The following is an 18,864-nucleotide window of genomic DNA, read 5'->3' as shown; positions in this document are numbered from 1 at the left end:
CGTTGGAGCAGCCTCGACTCCGTCAACTTCTCCTGTCGGCCAATAGCGGCCGTTGGAGAATCGGGCGCAACAAGCACAAAAATGAATCATTCGTCGATGGTTGGTCAGACCCTTGAAGCACTCTGGATGAGTCCGCCAAGGGAGGCGCACCCTGCATGGGTCGACGGAACCACGGCGGCTATCAGTACCGACCTCGTCAATTTTGCGCTGGTCGGAGGCTCCTCGGTCCAGGTGTTGCCTTGCGAGGTCCCAATCCCTGGCGCGTATCCGGCACTTGGCATCGAACTCCATGAGTCGTTGCATGCACAAGATGTACCACCGACCTGGCCTGAGGGCTGGCGAGCACTGGAGCAACTTGACGAGGTTCAGCGGCATCTACCTGGCACGATTGCGCAGGTGAGAGTTTGGGATGCCTTAGGCGAAGGGCCCGAATCTGCTATCCAGCTCATCTTGGGAAGCGGGGTCGCGCTTACTGTGAGGCACACATACCCGCCGATGACCTTGGGCCTGGACATCGCGCTGGCGGGCCATCCTTCAAACCCAGCTTAGGACCTGCCGCGACGTGCTGGGCATGTGGCAGGATGCGGCCAAGACCAGACATTCCGATGAGCCTTCTGATTTGCAGTTTCGCCAGCGGAAAACGGGCATGAAGCCACGTCTTCGTCCGCCTACGGTCCCCTGGAAGGTCAGTCCGTCGGTCCCGCACATTGGCGTCACCCAGCCCGACGTCGACCGCAGCGCGTATGTGACCTTTATCGGGTTTTTCAAAACCGCCGGTCTGGATGCGGCCGCCGATTCGGTCGCGGCTACCATCCCGGCCCCCGAGGATTTCGTCGAAGCATCCGATTGGCACGGCTCCAGGCACAGGCTGGTGCAGCTTGAATTCTCGAACTGCTTACGGGTTCGACAAACCCCGGCTTTCGCCGATGCGGAGGTTGTCGAGGAAGAGGCGTACGACTGGTCGCTCGTCCCAAGCAACATGCGAGAGGACGAGACTGCCGAAGCCTGCGTTCAACGTATTCACGACCTTTGGTTGTCCACGGGAGCTTGTCCGGACCCCGGGATGTATGAGGTAGAAGGTTCGCTCTGGCTTGCGGCTCTAGGCCATCCTTGCGACGCGCGTCACTTTCTGCTTCTCGGGCATGACGATTATCTGGATGTCATCGCCAGCAGCTGGAAATGGAGACCCGGGCAGGCCGTTCTCTGAGCGTAGACGTTAGCCGGCAGAATGCGGCCAGCAGCAGCCGGTCGGTACAGTGCCACGATTGGCCGACACACCATGGCCACAAGCCGCACCTGGAACTTTCATGCCTGTTTTTAAGTACCCCGTGCCTCGTTTGGCGGCGCAGACCGCGAGCGACTGGTCAGAAGAGCTTGGAGTTCACTTGGGCTGCTCCGCCGTTGACGTGCGCGAGCGCTCCGAAGCGGTCATGAAGTTTCCCTTGGAGACGGTTCGCATGGAACTGATGGACGGTTCCTTAGTGGAGTTCAGGTTTGCGTTCTTCATCGTGAGCGATACGAAGAAGGCGGTTGCCGTGTTTACGGAACACTGCGGCCATCACGTTTTCCCGTATCACGAAGCCAAGGTCTTCATCGATGGCCGGCTCGTTTATGAGCAATAGCCGCGGCGAAGCTACGCCGGCACCCGGCCAGGACCGGTCTCTCGTTGTCGCCGCTTGGTTGGACCTACCCTCCTTTGTTGTTGGAGATGCAAATGGCTCGTCATATTGTTTTCACACCGAAGGCTGCCAAGCCACCCCCGACATACAGCCAGGCCGTCAAGGCCGCCGGCCTCGTTTTCGTCTCCGGTACGTCGCCAGCAGATGCCGTCACGGGTGCATTCGTCGGCGGCACGATTCAGGAACAAACCCGTCAATGCCTGACCAATGTGCGGGCGATTCTTGAGGAAGCGGGTAGCTCCATGGATAAGGCGGTGAGCTTTACCGTCGTCCTAGCGGATGAGGACGACTTCGCGGGCATGAACGAAGAGTGGCTCAGGTGGTTTCCATCCAATCCACCAGCGCGGCAAGGAGCGAAGTTGCCGGTACGAGTCCCCGGCCTGAAGGTTTCCATCGCTGCAGTCGCCGAGGCCTAGTTATTTAACTGCGGCCTTCGGCCAGAAGCTGACCTTGCCCTAACGGCCAGAAGCAGCCGTCAGACCGCGTGGACAATCAGAGCACTTACTTGCCATAGGCCACGGCAAGCTTCCGCCAGCAGGAGAAGACAGAAATGAAGGACGAGGAGCTACTTGCAGCGCGCACTGATTGGTACGCTGCCTACTTGGCGGGCGACACCGCTCGCATGGCCGAGCTTGAGGACCTGTCATTCTTTGTTGTGACCGACTCAGGCATTCAATCGCGAGCGAAGCAACTGGAAGGTATCGATGCCGCGGTGCGAATGGAGCGTTGGTTCCCTGCTGGTAGTTTTAGCGAGGACCGACACCTCGAGTTGCACGAGGTATGCGAGGGCTTGGTCTCGGCTCGAGGAATCGGGCGCGTCGCGACGCCCCGGAGTGCAAATTCGGTTGTTCTTTTCACAGAACTTTGGAAACGGACAGACCAAGGCTGGCGGGTGCTGCATCTGCATTATCACGAAGCAAAGTAGCCAGCGGGCATGCTCGCTCTCTCAAGGCCCCGGGAGTCGGTCTACAACCCGATTGGCAGTGGCCGGCCAGCATCGGCCGGTCGACGCAATTGCTCAGTAGGAGGTGAAGGTGGCAACTACCGTTCAAAGTCAACCAAGCAATCAGGAAGTGGCTGAAGACCTCGTGTTTTTCTCGCGCATCGATGTCTGGCTGGTACTTTGTGTTGGCGCTTCCCTCGCCCTGTGTTTTGTCTTAGCTTGGACCCAACAGAGCGTCATGGCATTTGCAATAGGTAGCCTCACAGTTGCCGCCGTGCTGGCGCTGACCGTGCCGTGTAAATACACGCTAACGAAGAGCCACCTCAAGATTCGATGCGGCTTGCTCAAACGAGTCGTTCCCTACGCGGACATCGTCGGCATCGAGTTGAGTCGAAGCATCGTATCGGCACCGGCTCTGTCATTGATGAGGGTAAAGGTTTCGTGCGCCAGAACAGCACACCTGATTTCGCCGAACGACCGGGAACGGTTCATGAAGGAGCTCCGTGCGCGAGCGCCCTTGCATGTCGAAAAATCTGGCATTCATAGCTAACGCAGGGACCTACTTCGACAAACGTACTTCCGCTGTGGAGAACCCCGTACAGCCGCTTTGGGCCCGCTGCAGACATACACCTCACCCAAAAGCTGCCGTCCAGCCAACCGACGTTCAGCTCTTCATTCTGCAGTTCCGTGTCGCTGGCTTCGAGCGAGCTCAAGTGCTCCGCAGCCCGCGGTAACTTTGCTGCGCATCCAGCGTCAAAGGCGGAGGGTGCCCCCCTGCAGCGAGGTAAAGGAGGAGGAGCAGCCGGAGGCCGCGACCGGGGACACGAGCGGAAGGGGGCACCCTTCGCGCTCGGCCTGACCACAACGTCGAAACTTCAGTTCCGGGAACGCACTGCCCTCAGCCCTTGGCCGTCGCAACCTCTTCCCTGAGCGACGCCACGATCTCGTAAGACCGCAGCCGCGTCGCATGGTCGTACACCTGCGACGTGATCATCAGCTCGTCGGCACCGGTGCGTTCGATGAAGGCCGCGATGCCGTTGCGCACCGTCTCGCGCGAACCCACGGCCGAGCACGACAGCACCGAGTCGAGCAGCGCGCGTTCCGACGGGCCGACGCTGGCGTAGTAGTCCTTCACCGGCGGCGGCAGACGCCCGGGCCGGCCGCTGCGCAGGTTCACGAAGGCCTGCTGCCACGAGCTGGCGCGGAACTGCGCCTCTTCGTCGGTCTCGGCCGCGAACACGTTGAAGCCCAGCATCACGTAGGGCTTGGCGAGTTGCGCTGACGGCTTGAAGGTCTCGCGGTAGATGCGGATGGCCTGCATCATCTGTTGCGGCGCGAAGTGCGACGCGAAGGCATAGGGCAGGCCGAGGTGCGCCGCCAGTTGCGCGCCGAAGGTGCTGGAGCCAAGGATCCAGATCGGCACCTCGAGCCCGTGGCCCGGCACGGCCATCACCGGCTGGCGCGGCGACTTGCTCATGAAATCCATCAGCTCGACCACGTCCTGCGGGAACTGGTCCGAGTCGGACTCGAGGTTGCGCCGCAGCGCCTGCGCCGTGCGCTGGTCGGAGCCCGGCGCGCGGCCCAGGCCGAGGTCGATGCGGCCGGGGTAGAGGGACTCGAGCGTGCCGAACTGCTCGGCAATCACCAGGGGCGAGTGGTTGGGCAGCATCACGCCACCAGCGCCGATGCGGATGGTCGAGGTGCCGGCCCCCACGTAGGCCAGCAGCACCGCGGTCGCGGCACTGGCGATGCCCGGCATGCCGTGGTGCTCGGCCAGCCAGTAGCGTCGGTAGCCGAACTTCTCGCCGTGCTGCGCGAGCGCGAGCGAGTTCTTGAACGACTGCGCGGCATCGCTGCCTTCGCAGATCGGGGACAGGTCGAGGATGGAGAACGCGGTCATGGGCGGATCATCCTCTGGCTCGCGCCCCGCCGCCGGCCCGGGGATTTTTGTCCCGACGCTCAGGCGGGCGTTGCACCGCGCCTGAGGACACCCACCTGAGCGCCGTGCTTGCGCAGGCTGTCGGCGAAGGCGTCGGAGGAGAGGTAGGCGTACTCGACCCTCCGCGCGTCGGCGATCGCGTCGCCGTCCACCCGCGCGTCGGCCGGGTGGCACATCAGCAGCGTGCCGTCGGGGCTGGCCGCCAGCCACCGGTCCATGTGCTGGCCGTAGGCGGCCGGCGTGGGTGCGTCGAAACCGTAGACGCCGGCGAAGCCGGCGTTGTGCGGCACGCCGCGCGCCGCGAGCTGCCGCCGCAGGCGCCATCCGCCCAGCAACGCCAGCACGCCGGCCTTGCCCGCGCCCCAGCGCCAGGTCGCGGGCACCGTCGTGCGCACCCACGGAGCCGCCGCGCCGTAGCGTTCGGCCAGCACGGCCAGCAACACCTCACGCACGCCCGGGAGCTGGTGCACGTGCTGATGCCCGTCGATGAAGTCGGGCTGCATGTCGAGCACCCGCTCGAAGTCGTCGAGCTGGCGCGTGACCTGCTCGCGCACCTGCGCCGGCGACAGCCGGTGCGCATAGGCGCTGCGCAGCACCGCGCCCAGCGTCGGCGCGGGCTGGCCGTGCCCTTCGGTCATGTTCAGGTGCAGCCCGCGCGCCAGGGCAGGCACGGCCTCGAGCAGGCGTGCCGCCTCGGCCCAGCGGGGCGATGTGGTCATGCAGCTGGTGGCGCTCAGCCGGCCCTGCCGGGCAAGTGCGACGACGGCGGTGTCGACCGCCGGATGCAGCGCGAAGTCGTCCGCGCAGAGCAGCACGCGCTTGCCGCCGGCGGGGGCGGCGGACACGGCGGGCATCAGGCGTTCATGCATCACGGGGCCGGTCGTCCGCGTCGTCGGCCGCGGCCCTCGCCGCGGGGTTCAACGCACTGTGGTCCAGATCTTCGGCCAGCAGGTAGAGCGGGCGCCCCTTCACCTCGGTGTAGATGCGGCCGATGTATTCGCCCAGGATGCCGATCGACAGCAGCTGCACGCCCGAGAACAGCATCAGGCCGGCAGCCAGCGTCGGCCAGCCGTTCAGCGGGTTGCCGAACAGCATCGCTTCGATGGCGATCCACAGGCCATAGCAGATGGCCAGGAAGGAGATGATCAACCCGGCCGCGCTCCACACCCGCAGGGGCAGCGAGCTGAACGAGGTCAGCCCCTCGAGCGCCAGCATGACGAGGTTGCGCAGGCTGAAATGCGACTCGCCGCTGCGGCGCGTATCGGGCGTGAAGGGCAGCGCCACCGACCGGAAACCGACCCAGGCATAGAGGCCCTTCATGTAGCGGTTGCGCTCGGGCATCTGGCGCAGGGCCTCGACCACCCGGCCGTCCATCCACCGGAAGTCGCCGGCGTGCTGCGGCATGTCGATCGAGCTGCCGGCGTGCAGCAGGCCATAGAAGAGCCGCGTGCCGACGCGCTTGGTCCAGGCTTCGCCGGCGCGCTCGGCGATCACGCCGTAGACCATGTCGTAGCCGCTGCGCCACAGGGCCGCCATCTCGGGCACGAGCGACAGCGGATGCTGGAAGTCGGCGTCGATCAGCAGCACCGCATTGCCGCGCGCATGGGCGAGCCCGGCCGTCAGCGCGGCCTCCTTGCCGAAGTTGCGCGACAGCTCGAGGTAGCGCAGGCCCAGCCGAGGACCGAGTTCGCGGGCGATCGCCTGCGTGGCGTCCCGGCTGCCGTCGTTGACCACGATGATCTCGACCTCGCTCGTCAGCGTCTTCGCCGTGGCGTGCAGTGCCTCCAGAAAGGCGGCCAGGTGCGCCGCCTCGTTGTACGCCGGCACCACGCAGGTCAGGCGAAGCGGCGGGCGGACGACCGGCGCGGCGGCAGGGGTAGGGAGGGTCATGGTCTCGGTCTGAAGGAGGTCGGGGCCGGCGGCGGGCCCCGGGGGACATGTACGCTCGCGGCCCATGGACATATCCGCGAATTCTCGCCGCAAGGCCGGTGCACCGGCCCGGGCCTTCGGCATCTTCGTCACCCTGCATGTGCTGGTGTGGACGTTGCTCCCCGTGCTGCTGACGTACAACCTCCCGCTGGACACCATCGAGGCCCTGAGCTGGGGCCGCGAATGGGCCGCCGGGTACGCGAAGCATCCGCCGATGTCCGGCTGGCTGGCCGAGCTCTTCCGCTGGGGCACGGCCGACTGGCCGCTGCTCCTGCTGCCGCAGCTGGCCGTCGGCGTCGCGTTCTGGGCCGTGTGGGAAATGATGGGCGACGTGCTGTCGCCCCCGGCGGCGCTGGTCGCTGCGATGGCGCTGGAGGGCGTGCACTACTACAACCTCACCAGCCTGGAGTTCAACGCCAACGTCGTGCAGTACCCGTTCTGGGGGCTTGGGGCGCTGGCCTTCTGGCGCGCGGTGCGCTGCACCAAGGGCGCCGGCCTCGGCTGGTGGGCGCTGCTGGGCCTGGCCTGCGGCGGCGGCCTGCTGGGCAAATACTCCTTCCTGCTGCTGCCGGCCTCGATGGTGCTGGCGCTGGTCGCCGTGCCTGCGCTGCGCAGCCAGTGGCGCGGTGCCGGCCCCTGGCTCGCGCTGGCGATCGCGGCGGCGGTGTTCGCGCCGCACCTGCTGTGGGCGCAGGCCCACGATTTCCCGACGCTTCGCTACGCCACCGGCCGGGGCGAATCGACGATCGCCAACCCGGTGTTGAGCCGCCTCGAGGTGCTGCTGAGCTTCAGCGCTGCGCAACTCGCTGCGCTGGCGCCGATGCTGGTGTTGCTATGGGCTGCCGGCGGTCGGCCCCGTTCGGCCACGGACGGCGGGCGTCTCTGGCGCCGCCCCGGGCGCGACGGTTGGGTGCTGCTGGCCATGGGCGGCGGGCCGCTCGCGGTCTACCTGGTGGCCGGCGTGGTGGGCGTGCGCCTGCACGACATGTGGGGGTCGCCGGTGCTGCTGGTCGCCGGCCCGGCGCTCGCGATGGCCTGGGGGCTGCAGCTGCGGCACCCGAAGCGCTTCGCCCGCGTCTTTGGCGGCTGGGCCCTGATCCTGGTCGCGCTGTATGGCGCGCTGGCCATCGGCGGGCCGTGGCTGCGGGGCAATCTCTCGCGCATCCACTACCCGGGAAGGGAACTGGCCGCCGCCATCTCGCAAGGCTGGCAGCAGGCCCGTGGCGCCGGCGTGCCGGTGCCGATCGTCGCGGGCGACATGTGGGCCGCCGGCAACGTGGCCGCGTACCTGCCGCCGCAGGCCGGTGGCCGCCCGTCGGTCTACATCCAGGTCGATCCCGTGGCGGCGCAGTGGCTGGACGACGCGAAGACCCGCGCGCGCGGCGGCGTGTTCGTGTGGGAAGCGGCGCCCGGCCGCGCTCTGGAGACACCGCCGGCCGACTGGCTGGTGCGCTTCCCTGCGCTGCAGGTACAGCCGCCGCTGACGCTCGACGTGCGCCGCTTCGGCCGCGACTTCACGGTGCGCGCCGGCTGGGCCATCCTGCCGCCGGCGCCGCCGTGACGCCCGGCATCACCCCAGCGGCACGCTCGCTTCCTTGAGCACGCGCAGCACGAAGTGCGACTGGCTGTGGCGGATGCCGGGGATCTTGTAGAGCTTCTCGCGCAACAGCCGCTCGTAATCGCGCGTGTCGCGCACGGCGATGCGGATGTAGTAGTCGTAGTCGCCGGAGACCAGGTAGGCCTCCTGGATCTCCGGGATGGTGGCCAGCACGCGGCCGAAGTCGTAGAGCGTCTCGTCGGTGTGGCTCTCGAGCGTGACCTGCACGATGACCGAGTCGTGGTAGCCCAGCTTGGCCGGGTCGATGTCGACCGTGTAGCGGCGGATCACGCCCTGGGCCTCCAGGCGCTTGATGCGCCCCCAGCAGGTGGTGGGCGACAGGCCGACCTCGGCGCCGATGTCCTGCAGGGTGCGGCGCGAGTCCTTCAGCAGGATCGCCAGGATGGCCAGATCGGTCTTGTCGAAAGAATCTTCGGACGATTTGCCCGTTTCGCGAATAGCTTTCAATTTATGCCCCGATTCAGTCGAAAGAATAAAGCACATTCTGCCTCGACGTCGGAAGAATCGAGGCATGAACCTCACCGCCACCGTCACCGCCGCATCGGCCTTCGCTCACGAGGCGCCGGCCGCCCCGGCCCCTACCCTGCGCAACGGCGCCGAAGCGCTGCTCGACACCCTGGTCGCCTGCGGCGTCGACACGATCTTCGGCTACCCCGGCGGCGCCGCGCTGCCGCTGTACGACGCCCTGCACGGCGAGCCGCGCCTACGGCATGTCCTCGTGCGCCACGAGCAGGCGGCGGTGCACGCGGCCGAAGGCTACGCGCGCAGCACCGGCCGCGTCGGCGTGGTGCTGGTCACCTCCGGGCCGGGTGTGGGCAACACCATCACCGGGCTGCTCGACGCCATGAGCGACTCGGTGCCGGTGCTGTGCATCAGCGGGCAGGTGGCGACCGCCGTGATCGGCACCAACGCCTTTCAGGAAAGCGACGCGCTGGGCATGTCGCGGTCGGTCACCAAGTGGAACCACCAGCTGCGCGCGCCGGACGACGTGCCGGCCGCGGTGCGGCGCGCGCTGCAGATCGCGAGCTCGGGCCGGCCGGGGCCGGTGCTGCTCGACGTGCCGAAGGACGTGCAGCTGATGCCCCTGACCGGCGCCGCAGCGGCCGTGCCGACCCGCGCGCGCCGTGACGAAGGCCGCAGCGCCCGCGCCCTGCCGCCGCGCGGCAGCCTGCAGCGCGCCGCCGACCTGCTCTCGACCGCGCGCCGGCCGGTGCTCTACGGCGGCGGCGGCCTCGTCAATGCCGGGCCCGCCGCCTGCGCCGCCTTCACGGACCTGGTGCGGCGGCTTGGCGCGCCCTGCACGCTCACGCTGATGGGCCTGGGCGCCTTCCCCGCGTCCGACCCGCTGTTCATCGGCATGCTCGGCATGCACGGCACGCTCGAGGCCAACCTGGCGATGCACGAGGCCGACCTGGTGGTGTGCGTCGGCGCGCGCTTCGACGACCGCGTGACAGGCAAGCTCGACGAGTTCTGCCCGCACGCCCGCAAGATCCACATCGACATCGACCCCAGCAGCATCAACAAGGTGGTGAAGGTCGACGTGCCGATGGTGGGCGACTGCGGGGCCGTGCTCGACGCCTTGCTCGCGATGCCCGAGCTCGACGGCCTCGCGCCCGAGCGCCTGGCGCCCTGGTGGGAACGCATCGCGCGCCGCCGCGCGGTGGATTGCCTGGCCTATGTGCCGCGCACCGATGCCATCCTGCCGCAACAGCTCATGGCCACGCTGCAGCAGCGCCTGCACGGCCGCGATGCGATCGTCTCCACCGACGTCGGCCAGCACCAGATGTGGGCCGCGCAGTACCTGCGCTTCGAGCGCCCGCGCCGCTGGCTCACCTCGGGCGGCGCCGGCACCATGGGCTACGGCCTGCCCGCCGCGATCGGCGCGCAGATCGGGCACCCCGACGCGCTGGTGGTGTGCGTCAGCGGCGACGCGTCGGTGCTGATGAACATCCAGGAACTGTCGACCGCCGTGCAGCACCGCACGAAGGTGAAGCTGGTGCTGTCGAACAACGGCTACATGGGCATGGTGCGGCAGTGGCAGGAGCTCAACCACGGCAACCGCCTCTCCCACAGCTGGAACGAGGCGCTGCCCGACTTCGTCGCACTGGCCAAGGCCTTCGGCTGGGGCGCGGCCCGCGTCAGCGACCCGGCCGAACTCGACGCCGCGCTGGCCGAATGCCTGGCCTACGACGGGCCCTTCTTCCTCGACGTGCAGGTGGCCGCAGAGGAGAACTGCTTCCCGATGATGCCGTCGGGCCAGGGCCACCACCGCGTGATGCTGGGCAAGGACCGCTGGTACGAGGAAGGCTGATCGCCGTTGCGCGGGAGAGAGGCGCAGGCGGCGATCGATTAGGATTCCGCCCCGCCTGCATGACCCTCTTTCGCGCTCCCCGTTCCCTCGCTGTGCTGCTGCTCGTTGCGGCGGCATTGGCGACGGCGCAGCCGGCCCGCGCCCAGGTGCGGATCGTCGACGACCGCGGGCAGGCCGTCACCCTGCCGGCGCCGGCCCGGCGCATCGTCTCGCTCACGCCATCGCTCTCCGAAGCCGTCTGTGCCATCGGCGCCTGCGACCGCCTGGTCGGCGTCGACCGCTACGCGAGCTGGCCCGCGTCGGTGCTCGCGCTGCCCAAGGTCGGCAGCGTCGACCATCCGCAGGTCGAGGGCATCGTGGCGCTCAAGCCCGACCTGGTGCTGCTCAAGCCGCGCAGCAAGGTCGCCGATCAATTGGAAAGCCTGGGCATCCCCGTGCTGGCACTGGACGCGAAGACGCACGCCGACGTGCGGCGGGTGATGCAGACGCTGGCCGTCGCGGTGGGGCGGCCCGGTGCCGGCGACGCGCCCTGGCAGCGCATCGAGAAGAACCTCGCCGTTGCCGCCGCGCGCGTGCCGCCGGCCTGGTCGGGCGCACGCGTCTACTTCGAGGTGCACGGCGCCTCGGCCGCCGGCGAGGCGTCCTTCATCGGCGAGACGCTGGCGCGGCTGGGGCTGAAGAACATCGTGCCCGCCGCATCGGGCCCCTTCGCGCGCGTCAACCCGGAGTTCGTCGTGCGCGCCGACCCCGACCTGCTGATGGCCTCGGCGCACAGCGAACTCATCGCCATGACCGGCCGGCCCGGCTGGTCGCGCATGAAGGCGATCCGCGGCAGCCAGACCTGCGCGTTCGCGCCCGACCGGCTCGACGTGATGATGCGGCCCGGCCCGCGCCTGGACGAGGCCGCCGACGAGGTGGTCGCCTGCCTCGCTCGGCTGAGCACGCGGCTGCCTTGAGGGCATCGCGGCGCTAGCATGCGCCCATGCGATCTCCCCTTCTTCTGCCCGCGTTGCTTCTGCTGTCCGCCGCCGCGGCCTTCCACGCATCGGCCGCACCAGCCGGCCCGGCGGCCCAGCCCTTCGATGCCGTCGACAAGCCCGAGCGCATCGACCCGCAATGGCGTACCGGCCTCTGCGCGCTGATGCCCCAGCCGTGCGAGGCGGCATCGCTGCAACTGCTGCGGCCGCGTGCGGCAGGCGCCGATGCTTATGTCGTGCTGTCCGCGCAGCCGCTCGCCATGGCGCGCGCCACGTACGTGCCGGGCGCCGGCTGGAAGCTCGACACCCTGCACGACTTTCGCGGCTACCGCCATTCGATGGCGGACCCGAAGACCGACAACGGCGCCTCGGAACCGCCACCGCTGTCGCTCGCGCCGGCGCTGTACCCGCTGGCCGACGGCCGCTGGGCGGTGGCCGTGCTGTGGTCCGTCACCGAGAGCTACTCGGGCGGCGGCGCGTCCTTCCGCACGGCGGACTTCGTGCCGGTGGACGGGCCGAAGCAGGCCGACGGCCTAGCGCATACCGGCGTGCCTTTCGACTGCTACAAGATGGTCCGCGCCTGCTTCAGCGAGAAGGAATACAGGACCTCGCCGCACTGCCACGACGAGAGCACCGGCAGCCTGCGCATCGCCTACGCGGCGCCGTCGAAGCCTGGCGGCGACTACGGCTGGTCGTACACCTGGCGCCAGAGCGACTGGGCGGCGCACGAGCCGGCACGCGCCACACGCACCCGCGTGACCCGCTTCACCGATCGCGGCGGCGATGCCGCGCCGTTCTGCAGCGGGCCGCAGTAGTCGCCGGGCTCAGCCGATGACGGCCGCTTCGTCGGCGTGCATGTAGCGCGCCTGCCAGCGTTCGGCCAGTGCCGCGGCACGGCGCAGCGCCTGACGCGGCGGCTCGAAGTCGAGCACCGAGATCGCGTCGAGGCCCGCGGGCCGTGCCGGGTGCTCGGTGCTGCGGCCGTCGGTCAGCAGCCATAGCCATCGCCGCGCGCTGTCGTGCTTGGCGAGCAGCGCGGCGGCCTGCTGCACGCCGAGGGCCAGGGGCGTGCCGCCGCCACCGCCGATCGGCGCCAGCCATGTGTCGTCCCATGCGCCCGCGCGGCGTGGCGGCACGCGCAGCTCGACCGTGTCGCCACCGAAGCACAGCAAGGCCACGCGGTCGCGCCGCCGGTAGGCCTCGTCCATCAGCGCGAGCAGCACGCCCTTGGCGCGCGCGAGCTTGCCGCCGGTCACCATCGAGGCCGAGCAGTCGAGCAGGAAGCAATGCAGCGCGCCGCTGCACGCCTCCTGCGGGCGGCGGCGCAGGTGCTCGGCCCGCAGCGCATCGGCACCGCGCGCCATCAGCGTGCGCGGCCAGTCGTAGGCGTTGCCCATCGACGATGCAATGCGCCCTGCGTCCCGTTGCGTGCCCTGCCTCCGGTCACCCTGGCGCGCGCCAGCGGGGACGGCGTCCCGGAGGCTCAGGCTTTTTTTGCGGCGCCTTGCGGTACGGGTGCGGCGATCAACGGGCGCAGCGGCTTGACGCGCTCGATGCCGACGGGCTCGGGCGACAGTGCGCCCCAGTCGGCATCGTCGGAGGCGCTCGGCGGGGTGCCGGATGCCGGGCCGCCCGCCGACGGGCTCGTCGCCGCCGCCGCCGCGTCGCGTTCGGTACCGGGCTTGCGCCGGTGCAGCAGCACCAGTTCGGCCACCTGCTGCACGTGGCCGGGCGTGAGGCGCTCGGCCTGCTCCCACGCCGCCAGCGCGCGCGCGGCCCGCAGCATCACGAGGTCGGCGCGCAGGCCATCGACCTGTGCGGCCAGGCACAGCGCGCCGACGGCGGCATGCACCGCATCGTCATAGGGCAGCGCGTCGCGGTCCGCCACGGTCGCGCGGGCGCGTCCGAGCGACAGCGCGAGCGCGCCCTGCGCGTCGGCATGCGCGGCGCGAAAGCCCGATGGGTCGGCATCGAAGGCGAGCCGCGCCCGCACGATGGCCGTGCGCGCCGCCGCGTCGTCGATGTTGTGCAGCCGCACGCACAGGCCGAAGCGGTCGAGCAGCTGCGGGCGCAGTTCGCCCTCCTCCGGGTTCATCGTGCCGACCAGCACGAAGCGCGCGGCATGGCGGTGCGAGATGCCGTCGCGCTCGACGCGGTTGACGCCGCTCGCCGCCACGTCGAGCAGCGAATCGATCAGCGCATCGGGCAGCAGGTTGACCTCGTCCACGTACAGCACGCCCCCATGCGCGCGGGCCAGCAGGCCGGGCGCGAAGTGGACTTCATGGCCGGCCAGTGCCTGCCCCAGGTCGAGCGTGCCGACCAGGTGCTCCAGGCTCGCGCCGAGCGGCAGCGTGACGAAGGGCGCGCCTGCCAGCAGTTCGGCCAGCGCACGCGCCGCCGTCGACTTGGCGGTGCCGCGCGGGCCTTCGATCAGCACACCGCCGAGGCCGGGGTCGACCGCGGCGAGCAGCAGCGCCTGGCGCAGCTGCGGCTGGCCCGCGATGGCGGCGAAGGGGAACGGCAGCGGCAGGGCCGCGCTGTCGGGGGTGGTCATCGGCGTCCTTCCATCTGCGCTTCCTGTTGAAGCAGCAGGTCTTCCAGTTGTTGTCGGTAATCGCCCGGGGCCTGCCACAGCCCGCGCTGCATCGCTTCGAGCAGGCGACTCAGGATGTCATGCAGCGCCTGCGGGTTGTGGTCTTGAATGAACCGACGCGTCGCCGCATCGCGCACGTAGGCGTCGGCCACCATCGCGTACTGGTGGTCGCCGACCACGCGCGCGGTGGCGTCGAAGCCAAACAGGTAGTCGACCGTCGCGGCCATCTCGAAGGCGCCCTTGTAGCCGTGGCGCTTCACGCCGTCGATCCACTTCGGGTTGACCACGCGCGCGCGGACGACGCGCGCGATCTCTTCCTTCAGCGTGCGCATGCGCGGCGCTTGCGGGTTGCCGTGGTCGCCGTGGTACATCGCGGGTTGCTGACCGCTCAGGTGCCGCACGGCAGCGACCATGCCGCCCTGGAACTGGTAGTAATCGTTGGAGTCGAGCAGGTCGTGCTCGCGGCTGTCCTGGTTCTGCAGCACGACGTCCATGGTCTGCAGGCGGCGCACCAGCGCGTCCTGCGCGGGCACGCCGTCACTGCCCTGCCCGTACGCGTGCGCGCCGCCGTCGACATAGGCGCGCGCGAGATCCTCGTCGCGCTGCCAGTCGCCACGGTCGAAGAGCGGCTGCAGGCCCGAACCGTAGTGCCCCGGTGCCGAGCCGAAGACGCGCCAGCCGGCCTGCGCACGCGCGGCCTCGGCAGCGACGCCGCTCGCTTCCAGCGCAGCCGCTTCGCGCAGGATGCGTGCGCGGATCGGGTTGCGCTCGGCGTCCTCGTCGTCCTGCGCGGCCACGGCCTGCACGGCCGCGTCGAACATCTGCACGGCCGCGGGAAAGGCATCGCGGAAGAAGCCCGAGATGCGCAGCGTCACATCGATGCGCGGGCGCCCCATGCCGACGGTCGGCAACACCTCGAAGTCGACCACGCGCTGGCTGCCCGCCGCCCACTTGGGGCGCACGCCGATCAACGCGAAGGCCTGCGCCAGGTCGTCGCCGCCGGTGCGCATCGTCGCCGTGCCCCAGACCGACAGGCCCATCGCGACCGGGTACTCGCCGTGTTCCTGCAGATGCAGTTCGACCAGCCGCGCCGCGGATTGGAGGCCGAGCATCCAGGCCGTCGGCGTCGGGATGGCGCGCGTGTCGACCGAGTAGAAGTTGCGCCCGGTCGGCAGCACGTCGGGCCGGCCGCGCGAGGGCGAGCCGCTCGGGCCGGCGGGCACGAAGCGGCCTTGCAGCGCGCGCGACAGCTGCGCGAGTTCCTGCGTGCCGCAGGCGTCGAGGTCTGGCGCGAGGCGGCGTTCGATGCGGGCGAGCACGGCGCGGGTGTGCGGCAGTTCGTCCGCGAGCTTTGCGTCATCGAGCAGCCGCTGCGCCAGCAGCTCCAGCCGCTCGCGCGTGTCGCCCTGGTGGCGCCACGCGTCGTCGCCCACCGACTGCAGCGGCGCCGGCCGCGCACCCTGCCACGGCGCGGCCGCATCGATGTCGAGCGGGTCGAAGGCATCGTGGGGCAGCAGGTCGCGCGACAGCGCCATCAGCAGACCGGCGTTCTCGCCCGCGCCGTCGCCCAACGGATAGCGCGCCAGCGCGAGCAGCGTGTCGCGTCGCAGCCGGCCTTCGGGCGACTGGCCAAAGACGTGCAGGCCGTCGCGGATCTGCGTTTCCTTGAGCTCGCACAGGTAGGCATCGACACGCGCGAGCACCGCGTCGTCGTCGGCAGCAGCGGCGTTCAGCGCCAGCTCCTCCACCAGATGCTGCTCGCGCACCGTCGCGAGGATCTGAGCGCGCAGCACACGGGCACGGCGCGCGTCGACCAGCAGCGCGTCGTAGTACTCGTCGACCTGACGCTCCAGGTCCTGCAGCGGCCCATGGTTCTCGGCCCGCGTGAGCGGTGGCATCAGGTGGTCGACGATCACGGCCTGCGTGCGACGCTTGGCCTGCGCGCCTTCGCCCGGGTCGTTGACGATGAAGGGGTAGATGTTGGGCAGCGGCCCGAGGATGGCGTCGGGCCAGCAGGTCTGCGACAGCGCCAGGCTCTTGCCCGGCAGCCATTCGAGATTGCCGTGCTTGCCGACGTGCACCACCGCATCGATGGCGAACACGTCGCGCAGCCAGAAGTAGAAGGCAAGGTAAGCGTGCGGCGGCACCAGCTCGGCGTCGTGGTAGCTCGCGTAGGCATTTGGCTCTGGCGTCCCCTGCATCGCCAGCGATCGCGCGGGCTGAATGCCGATGAAGACCTGGCCGAGCCGCAGCCCCGCGATCATGAAGCGGCCCTGCCGCAGCGACGGGTCCTGCTCGGGCGTGCCCCAGCGCGCGTCAATGGCCGCGGCCATGCCCTCAGGCAACCCGGCGAGGCGTGCACGGTAGTCGGCCAGCGCGTAGCTCTGCCAGGCCGGCCGCGTCGGCCATTGCGCGGGGTCGTTGGCGATGCCCTGCTGCAGCGTGCGCATCAGCCCGTCGCCGTCGGCGGGCTGCTTTGATGCATCGCCCAGCATGTAGCCCTCGCCCGCCAGCGCGCGCAGGATCACCATCACCGACGCCGGCGTGTCCAGCCCCACGCCGCTGCCGATGCGCCCTTCGCTGCCGGGGTAGTTGGCGAGGATCAGCGCGATGTGCTTGTCCGCCGCCGGCAGGCTGCGCAGCCGGCACCAGCGCCGCGCGAGCTCGGCCACGAAGGCGATGCGGTCGGGCTCGGGTTGGTAGGTCACAACCTCGGTCTGCGTGAGTTCGTCGCGGTGCGACAGTCCCTTGAAGCTGATGGCACGCGTGACGATGCGGCCGTCCATCTCGGGCAGCGAGATCTGCATGGCGATGTCGCGCGGGCGCAGGCCCTGGCTGTCGGCCAGCCAGTCCTCGCGGTTGCCGCCGCTCACGATCACTTGCAGCACCGGCGCATCGCCAGCCAATTCGGTCAGCGCGTCGCCTGCATTGCCGCCTTGCCCCAACGCCGCGAAGGCCGTGGTGTTGAGCACCAGCTGCACGGCATGTTCACGGCACAGGTCGCGCAAGGTCGAGAGACACAGCGGGTCCTTCAGCGAATCGAGCGCGATGGGCAGCGGGTTCAGCCCTTCGGCCTGCAAGGCCGCCGCCATCGCATCGAACACCGCCGTGTTGCCCGACTGCAGGTGCGAGCGGTAGAAGACCAGCGCCACCACCGGTGCGCCATCACGCCAGCCGGCGCGCAGGTCGTCGATGCCGGCCACCATGCGGCCGGCGCCGAAGACCACGCCGGGCACATGCAGCGCCACCTGCGGCAGGCTGCGCGGCGGCTGCGGCGCCTCGCCGTGGCCCATGCCGTGGAAGGCGATGGCGCGCAGGAACTGAAGCGCATTCGCAGCGCCGCCCGACCGCGTGTACTGCCACAGCTGCCGACCGACCGCCTGCGGCAGCGTGCTGCGTGCGAGCAGGTCTTCGTCCTCCTGCAGGTCACCCGAGAAGATGGCGAGCTGCTGACCCTGGCGGCGCGCGAGCTTCTCGATCTGCTGCAGGCCGTACGACCAGGCCGACTCGGCGCCCAGGTGGTCGACGATGACGACGCGCGCGTGCTGCAGCACCTCGTCGACGTACAGGTCGAGCGACGCGGGCTGGCGCAGGTACTGCAGGTTGGCCAGCCGCAGCGACGGATAGCCCGGGTCGCTCGTGGCGAGCGCGGTGCGGGCCGCGGCGAGCAGCGCCAGCGTGGTGTCGGCCGAGCTCAGCACCACGATGTCGCCCGGCGTCTGGTCGAGCCGGGTGACGACGCTGTCGTCTTCGACGAAGCGTCCGGGCTGGGTGCTCAGCAGGTGCATGGCGGGCCGGCGCGCAGATTCAGACCATCGCGGCGAGCGCACCTTGCAGCGCCTCGCGCAGCACCGCTTCGTCGAGGTCTTCGCCGATGAAGACGAGTTGCGTGCGCTTGGCCTCGCCCTCGCGCCAGGCGCGGTCGAAGTGGTGGTCGAAGCGCTTACCGACGCCCTGCACCAGCAGACGCATTGGCTTGCCCGGGATCGCGACGAAGCCCTTGATGCGGTAGATGGTGTGCGCCGCGACCAGTTGCTCGAGCGCGGCAATCAGGCGGTCGCGGTCGACGGCGGGGAGCTCGATCACGAGCGAGTCGAACTCGTCGTGGTCGTGGTCCTCTTCATGGTCGTGGTGGCTGGTGCGCTGGTCGATGGTGGTCTCGGCGGCGCGGCCCTGGCCCAGCAGCAGCGCGAGCGGCAGCCGGCCCTGGCTGGCCGTGACCATCTTCACCTCGGCCGGGATCTCGGCGCGAACCAGCGCCTCGACCTGCATGCGCGTGGCGTCGTCCATCAGGTCGCTCTTGTTGAGCACCACGAGGTCGGCGGCCGAAAGCTGGTCTTCGAAGAGTTCGTGCAGCGGCGACTCGTGGTCGAGGTTGGGGTCGGCACGGCGCTGCGCGTCGACCGCGTCGGTGTCTTCGGCAAACTGACCCGACGCGGCGGCCGGGCCGTCGACCACCGTGACCACCGCGTCGACGGTGAACACGTTCGCGATCTCCGGCCACTGGAAGGCCTGCACCAGCGGCTTGGGCAGCGCGAGGCCCGAGGTCTCGATGATCACCGCGTCGATGTCGCCGCGGCGCGCGGCCAGTTGCAGCATCACGGGCTGGAACTCCTCTTGCACGGTGCAGCAGACGCAGCCGTTGGCCAGTTCATAGAGCGCGCCTTCGCGTTCGTTGCCCTCATCGTCGCAGCCGATGCCGCAGCCGCGCAGGATCTCGCCGTCGATACCCAGTTCGCCGAACTCGTTGACGATGACGGCGATGCGCCTGCCTTCGGCGTTGCCGAGGATGTGGCGCAGCAGCGTGGTCTTGCCACTGCCGAGGAAGCCGGTGACGATGGTGACGGGGATCTTTGCGCTTTGCATGGTGTGACT

At 69.4% G+C, this 18,864-nt stretch carries 17 protein-coding genes; 9 read left to right on the top strand and 8 right to left on the bottom strand.

Annotated features, from left to right (window positions below; all coding sequences use genetic code 11):
* Positions 1–562 precede the first annotated feature (562 nt).
* The 5 genes from QTH86_RS19380 (at position 563) to QTH86_RS19360 (ending at position 3,172) form a co-directional block, all read left to right on the top strand.
* Entirely contained in the window at positions 563–1,207 is a 645-nt protein-coding gene (locus QTH86_RS19380; protein WP_286649397.1) for a hypothetical protein, read from the top strand.
* Positions 1,208–1,307: 100 nt separating this feature from the next.
* Positions 1,308–1,622 (top strand): hypothetical protein, encoded by a 315-nt coding sequence (locus tag QTH86_RS19375; RefSeq protein ID WP_286647865.1) that lies wholly within the window; start codon positions 1,308–1,310, stop codon positions 1,620–1,622.
* Between the two features lie 92 nt (positions 1,623–1,714).
* The gene (locus QTH86_RS19370) at positions 1,715–2,095 is read left to right on the top strand and encodes a RidA family protein (protein ID WP_286647864.1); all 381 of its coding nucleotides are present in this window, start codon (positions 1,715–1,717) and stop codon (positions 2,093–2,095) included.
* 134 nt (positions 2,096–2,229) lie between these two features.
* Positions 2,230–2,604 carry a nuclear transport factor 2 family protein gene (locus QTH86_RS19365; protein ID WP_286647863.1) on the top strand — a complete coding sequence of 125 codons (375 nt, stop codon included), beginning with the start codon at positions 2,230–2,232 and terminating at the stop codon, positions 2,602–2,604.
* 109 nt (positions 2,605–2,713) lie between these two features.
* Entirely contained in the window at positions 2,714–3,172 is a 459-nt protein-coding gene (locus QTH86_RS19360; RefSeq protein WP_286647862.1) for a PH domain-containing protein, read from the top strand.
* A gap of 348 nt (positions 3,173–3,520) precedes the next feature.
* On the opposite strand, the gene QTH86_RS19355 is transcribed toward QTH86_RS19360, so the two are convergent.
* The 3 genes from QTH86_RS19355 to QTH86_RS19345 are packed head-to-tail and all read right to left on the bottom strand — an operon-like array spanning position 3,521 to position 6,451.
* Positions 3,521–4,522, bottom strand: a complete 1,002-nt coding sequence (locus QTH86_RS19355) for an LLM class flavin-dependent oxidoreductase (protein WP_286647861.1) — start codon at positions 4,520–4,522, stop codon at positions 3,521–3,523.
* Between the two features lie 59 nt (positions 4,523–4,581).
* Positions 4,582–5,415: a ChbG/HpnK family deacetylase gene (locus QTH86_RS19350; RefSeq protein ID WP_286647860.1), complete on the bottom strand. Its 834-nt coding sequence runs from the start codon at positions 5,413–5,415 to the stop codon at positions 4,582–4,584.
* Positions 5,416–5,422: 7 nt separating this feature from the next.
* Positions 5,423–6,451, bottom strand: coding sequence for a glycosyltransferase family 2 protein (locus QTH86_RS19345; RefSeq protein WP_286647859.1), 1,029 nt, complete (start codon positions 6,449–6,451; stop codon positions 5,423–5,425).
* 64 nt (positions 6,452–6,515) lie between these two features.
* On the opposite strand from QTH86_RS19345, the gene QTH86_RS19340 reads away from it, so the two are divergent.
* The gene (locus QTH86_RS19340; RefSeq protein ID WP_286647858.1) at positions 6,516–8,051 is read left to right on the top strand and encodes a glycosyltransferase family 39 protein; all 1,536 of its coding nucleotides are present in this window, start codon (positions 6,516–6,518) and stop codon (positions 8,049–8,051) included.
* Positions 8,052–8,060: 9 nt separating this feature from the next.
* On the opposite strand, the gene QTH86_RS19335 is transcribed toward QTH86_RS19340, so the two are convergent.
* Positions 8,061–8,555 (bottom strand): Lrp/AsnC family transcriptional regulator, encoded by a 495-nt coding sequence (locus QTH86_RS19335; protein WP_286647857.1) that lies wholly within the window; start codon positions 8,553–8,555, stop codon positions 8,061–8,063.
* 64 nt (positions 8,556–8,619) lie between these two features.
* On the opposite strand from QTH86_RS19335, the gene ilvB reads away from it, so the two are divergent.
* The 3 genes from ilvB to QTH86_RS19320 are packed head-to-tail and all read left to right on the top strand — an operon-like array spanning position 8,620 to position 12,211.
* Positions 8,620–10,419 (top strand): biosynthetic-type acetolactate synthase large subunit, encoded by a 1,800-nt coding sequence (ilvB, locus tag QTH86_RS19330; RefSeq protein ID WP_286647856.1) that lies wholly within the window; start codon positions 8,620–8,622, stop codon positions 10,417–10,419.
* A 59-nt stretch (positions 10,420–10,478) separates the two neighbouring features.
* Positions 10,479–11,375, top strand: a complete 897-nt coding sequence (locus tag QTH86_RS19325) for an ABC transporter substrate-binding protein (protein WP_286647855.1) — start codon at positions 10,479–10,481, stop codon at positions 11,373–11,375.
* Between the two features lie 26 nt (positions 11,376–11,401).
* Positions 11,402–12,211, top strand: a complete 810-nt coding sequence (locus tag QTH86_RS19320; protein WP_286647854.1) for a hypothetical protein — start codon at positions 11,402–11,404, stop codon at positions 12,209–12,211.
* Between the two features lie 9 nt (positions 12,212–12,220).
* Here the strand turns inward: QTH86_RS19320 and QTH86_RS19315 are convergent, their stop codons facing one another.
* From QTH86_RS19315 to cobW, 4 genes are all read right to left on the bottom strand, one after another.
* A complete protein-coding gene (locus QTH86_RS19315) occupies positions 12,221–12,793 on the bottom strand; it encodes a vWA domain-containing protein (RefSeq protein ID WP_286647853.1) in 573 nt (190 codons plus the stop codon).
* Positions 12,794–12,879: 86 nt separating this feature from the next.
* Positions 12,880–13,950, bottom strand: a complete 1,071-nt coding sequence (locus tag QTH86_RS19310) for a magnesium chelatase ATPase subunit I (protein WP_286647852.1) — start codon at positions 13,948–13,950, stop codon at positions 12,880–12,882.
* A complete protein-coding gene (gene cobN / locus QTH86_RS19305) occupies positions 13,947–17,777 on the bottom strand; it encodes a cobaltochelatase subunit CobN (RefSeq protein WP_286647851.1) in 3,831 nt (1,276 codons plus the stop codon). The genes QTH86_RS19310 and cobN overlap by 4 nt, the downstream gene beginning before the upstream one ends.
* Positions 17,778–17,796: 19 nt before the next feature.
* Positions 17,797–18,855 carry a cobalamin biosynthesis protein CobW gene (cobW, locus tag QTH86_RS19300; protein ID WP_286647850.1) on the bottom strand — a complete coding sequence of 353 codons (1,059 nt, stop codon included), beginning with the start codon at positions 18,853–18,855 and terminating at the stop codon, positions 17,797–17,799.
* Positions 18,856–18,864: the final 9 nt, after the last annotated feature.

It is taken from the genome of Variovorax sp. J2L1-78 (assembly GCF_030317205.1).
Classification (GTDB): domain Bacteria; phylum Pseudomonadota; class Gammaproteobacteria; order Burkholderiales; family Burkholderiaceae_C; genus Variovorax; species Variovorax arabinosiphilus.
The sequence above is the reverse complement of the archived record's forward strand: the minus strand, read 5'-3'. Positions and strand labels throughout refer to the sequence as shown.